This is a genomic window from Paenibacillus castaneae (genome assembly GCF_002884445.1).
Taxonomy (GTDB): Bacteria; Bacillota; Bacilli; order Paenibacillales; family Paenibacillaceae; genus Pristimantibacillus; species Pristimantibacillus castaneae.
In genome coordinates this window covers 3,264,430-3,268,083 of sequence record NZ_KZ614144.1, presented here as the reverse complement: position 1 = coordinate 3,268,083, position 3,654 = coordinate 3,264,430, and the positions used below count along the sequence as shown (strand labels likewise).

Here is a 3,654-nt window from a genome sequence, read left to right as displayed (position 1 = left end):
AGATGAGCGGATTAATGACGATGTATAAATAGTGATGCTCCTCGAGGAACTGAACAACAGAGCTTTGGTAATGCCCAGTTGCTTCTAGAATAAGCAAAGGACGTTGTCTTGCCGCATGCTCAAGATCCTGAACAGCTTGAAGCAGCTTCGCCAGACCATCTCGAGTATGCTCGAAATGGAACGTTCCTCTGTACGGTTTTCCACGCTCTAAAAAGGCTTGTCCATGGCTCTCTTCTTTAGAAATATCTAGACCGATAACTGAATTCATTTGATCTCTCCCAACATGTAGATTTACCAGCAGCCCCTAATGATACTTCTTGTCGCTCTATAGCATCGCTTGTTATACGGGATCTCGCGTCCCAACCAGCCTCAATCATAGTCGTGACAAGTAGGGGTGAACAATATAGCGCTCGGGATCAAAGTCCCACGGGCAGGAACGTTCGAACCGGCTACCTTAATCCTCTATGCAAATGAAAAAAGGATCAACCAGAAAGAACTGGTTGATCCCATAATACGAACGGGCAGGATAGTTGGGTATTAATGGTGAATATTTGAAAAAGGGGCATACATCACATTAAAACTTCAGTGCAGAGGGAGTGAGCAATTGAATATTAGAGAGGCTCATGAAGGGGATTACCCTGAACTAAGAAAGCTGTATCTCGAATCACGGCACAATACCTTCGTATGGGACAATATTATTGAAATGACTTTGGAGGATTTCGACAAGCATACGGAGGACGAATTCATCATCGTAGCAGAAGAGGCTGGTATCCTTAGGGGCTTTACCTCCTTGTATTTGCCGGATAACTTCATTCATAATCTTTTTGTTCACCCGGATTTCTCAGGGAAAGGAGTCGGCAGTCGTTTGCTGCAAGCAGCTGACGTTAAAATGACTAAACCGATGCGACTAAAATGCGTATCTAAAAATCAAAAGGCATTGACATTTTATGAACGCAACGGATGGAAGAAGGTTGTTGAGGAAGGCCGTCCGGGAGAAGAAAAGTACTGGGTTATGGAATATAAATAAAACAAGGAACCACATTTGGTTCCTTGTGAGGCTGTCGAGAAAGTCTCGACAGCCATTCTTTTTGCTTAATATTTTTATACGACAAGATAACAGGCAACCTCAAGAGTTTCATTATGTTTATGCCTCCGATAACCGACTTTATAGTGACCAAACAGTGCATTTCGTTCAACTAACGGGACACGTTAGTTAAAAATAAAGGGTTCCACATATTATGCATGACTAATATGTGGAACCCTTTATTTTATTTGATTTCCTTAAGTTTAGGTCTTGATAATTTCCAGTCTAATACTTTATTTTCACTCGACAAATGACAATAATTAATTGGGGGATGCCTGATGAATTAACAAAATGCTTTATTTCAGGATTTAAAGCAGATAAGGGATTTTTGGATTAATGTGGACTACCTCGGTCCGAATGCGGTTATTCCTGAATGGTCTGATTTAAAAAGTGAATATCAGATATTAAATAACCTTCTTGGTACAGATGAAGGAATTGAAGCTTATAAAAACGTTATACAGGATAAGATTGATGGAGTTTTACATTCGGTTTTAGTAATGATTGACGGTGGTACAGAACTTGCCGAAAATTTCACTATTGACCTTGTTGTAGAAGATACTAGGGAATCCCTGAAGGAGGGGATTGCTTTACTTGAGGAGTTTACGGGGTATTTGCTTGATGCCGAGGAACCGTAAAACACAATAAATGATTAAGCTAACGGGGAACATTAACTTAATAAAACACGACGGCAGCCGGATATAAAAAAATCCATTTCATTGGTAGGTATTTTTTTGAAATTCGAATCGTTCCAGCGATCCTATAACTGAATCAATTGGTTTTTAACTTTCAATAACAAAACATCTCTTGAAGTACAAATCAATAACTGATTCAATAAATATAATAAGTATTAAAAATGCTGAGTCCAGGTAGGGTATGGATTCAGCTTTTTTATTAGAAGAGGTTTAATCAAATACCAAAATTACTAACCGAAAAGGAAGTGACAAAATAACAATGCTGAGAATACAAAATAGATTGTGACACAAGTGTCGGATGACACAAACATTGTCCGAATCAAGTCCGCATAAACTGCGGGCTTTTTTATTTATCGGCTCAAGTTCTTGTCAATTGACAATGTCAAGAACTTGAGCCGATTGTTGATTTGTGACAAGAACATTGTCCGAATGCCGATAAGTTAAAATGTAGCGCTAAACTAACGGGCAGTTTAATGGAACGCCGTGTTGAAATAAACAGCTGTTATTTATGATTGGGGTCACCGTGGAATATCTTACAAATTGTCAACTTGGCTTACTGAGTTCGTGTTTCAAATAATCATGAATCAATTTTGAAATATATCAAAAGAAAAATACGAGTAAAAGACACTATATTTCCACACTAAAGTTTCAACTTTCAAAGAGCATAGTTTTTGACATAAAGAGGATGAGTGATTCGGGAGGCTTCAGTACTCTGATCTTGACTTGGATCGTGTGAAAGGCTATAAGCTGTCAGATTTGATTCTAGTGGGTCTGATAAGGTGTTGGGATGGGTGGTGGTTTACATCATATTTGTGTTTAATGGTTTCAAGTATCCCCATAGCACTCCCATCGATCGACTATGTTTAAAATTTGAAGCGATACGACATCAACAAAAAAACCAATATATGGTACAATTAAATCTGAGAATTGATTGAAGAATGATTTTATTTGGAAGGGAAAACTATGATTAAAAAAACTGGAAATGTCACATGGGATATGTTGGAGGAGGAACTTAATCAAGCAGGTGTTCCCATTTCAACTGCAATAGATAATACTCTCTTAAATCCAACCGACGTTCTTGTAATGCATAGAATATCTGCAAAACCGTATATAGACATACTGCTAAAGTATGCACCCAAATTAGAACTCTCTAATAAGACTTGGATAGCACGAATTGTATCGGAGAAAGGACTAAAGCAGGCTGTTCCTTTTCTAATAAGCATATTTGAAGATTATAAAGGGGAGAACATTGACCTATGGGCTGTTGGAAATGCTTTGTATGTTATTGATGACAGGGCTTCATATTCTGCAATATTGGAACTATGCAAAAACCCAAGGTATGGAATAGCAAGGCAAATGCTGATGGGAACTTTGGCAAAGATGAAGACAAAGGAAGCATACGAAGTGTTAATTGATTGTTTTAATGATGAAACAGTTAGGGGTCATGCAATTGAAGCGATAGGCAAATTTGGGGATATTAGAGCAATCCCTTTGTTGGAGAAACTTGAAGTTAAAAAGGGGCTTTATGAGTATAAAGCAAGGGAAACTGCTATAAAAAGATTAAGTAGAAAAATACCCAAACAATGAAAGTACAATATTATTGTGTCGACAGATAGCTGATGGTAAATAGATATTTGAAAAGGGAGATTCATATTGATATGAATAAATCGTTTGATAATCAAATCGATACTTATAAGGAATGTGCAAAGATTCATTTCGAGATTGATTATTCTAATAAGAAGTCGGTAAAACGTGCAAACAAAGCTGTTGTTGAGATGATTCGTATTGCACAAAGAATAAATATAGATTTCCCACAGAAAATGGATGAATTTTCTGAACTATTAAATGAAAAAAAATATAGATTGGATATTTGGGTTG

4 protein-coding genes and 1 pseudogene are annotated in these 3,654 nt (G+C 37.3%); 4 read left to right on the top strand and 1 reads right to left on the bottom strand.

Annotated elements, in window-relative coordinates:
• A partial coding sequence (locus CEF13_RS14605) for an IS110 family transposase (RefSeq protein WP_146022773.1) occupies positions 1–268 on the bottom strand: 268 nt, incomplete at its 3' end.
• A gap of 336 nt (positions 269–604) precedes the next feature.
• On the opposite strand from CEF13_RS14605, the gene CEF13_RS14600 reads away from it, so the two are divergent.
• The 4 genes and pseudogenes from CEF13_RS14600 to CEF13_RS29025 all read left to right on the top strand — a co-directional run.
• Positions 605–1,027 (top strand): GNAT family N-acetyltransferase, encoded by a 423-nt coding sequence (locus CEF13_RS14600; protein ID WP_102711449.1) that lies wholly within the window; start codon positions 605–607, stop codon positions 1,025–1,027.
• 395 nt (positions 1,028–1,422) lie between these two features.
• Positions 1,423–1,719 carry a histidine kinase gene (locus tag CEF13_RS14595; RefSeq protein WP_243864965.1) on the top strand — a complete coding sequence of 99 codons (297 nt, stop codon included), beginning with the start codon at positions 1,423–1,425 and terminating at the stop codon, positions 1,717–1,719.
• Positions 1,720–2,739: 1,020 nt separating this feature from the next.
• Positions 2,740–3,363 (top strand): HEAT repeat domain-containing protein, encoded by a 624-nt coding sequence (locus tag CEF13_RS14590; protein ID WP_102711447.1) that lies wholly within the window; start codon positions 2,740–2,742, stop codon positions 3,361–3,363.
• A gap of 71 nt (positions 3,364–3,434) precedes the next feature.
• A pseudogene (locus CEF13_RS29025) lies at positions 3,435–3,654 on the top strand (hypothetical protein); the annotation flags it as partial.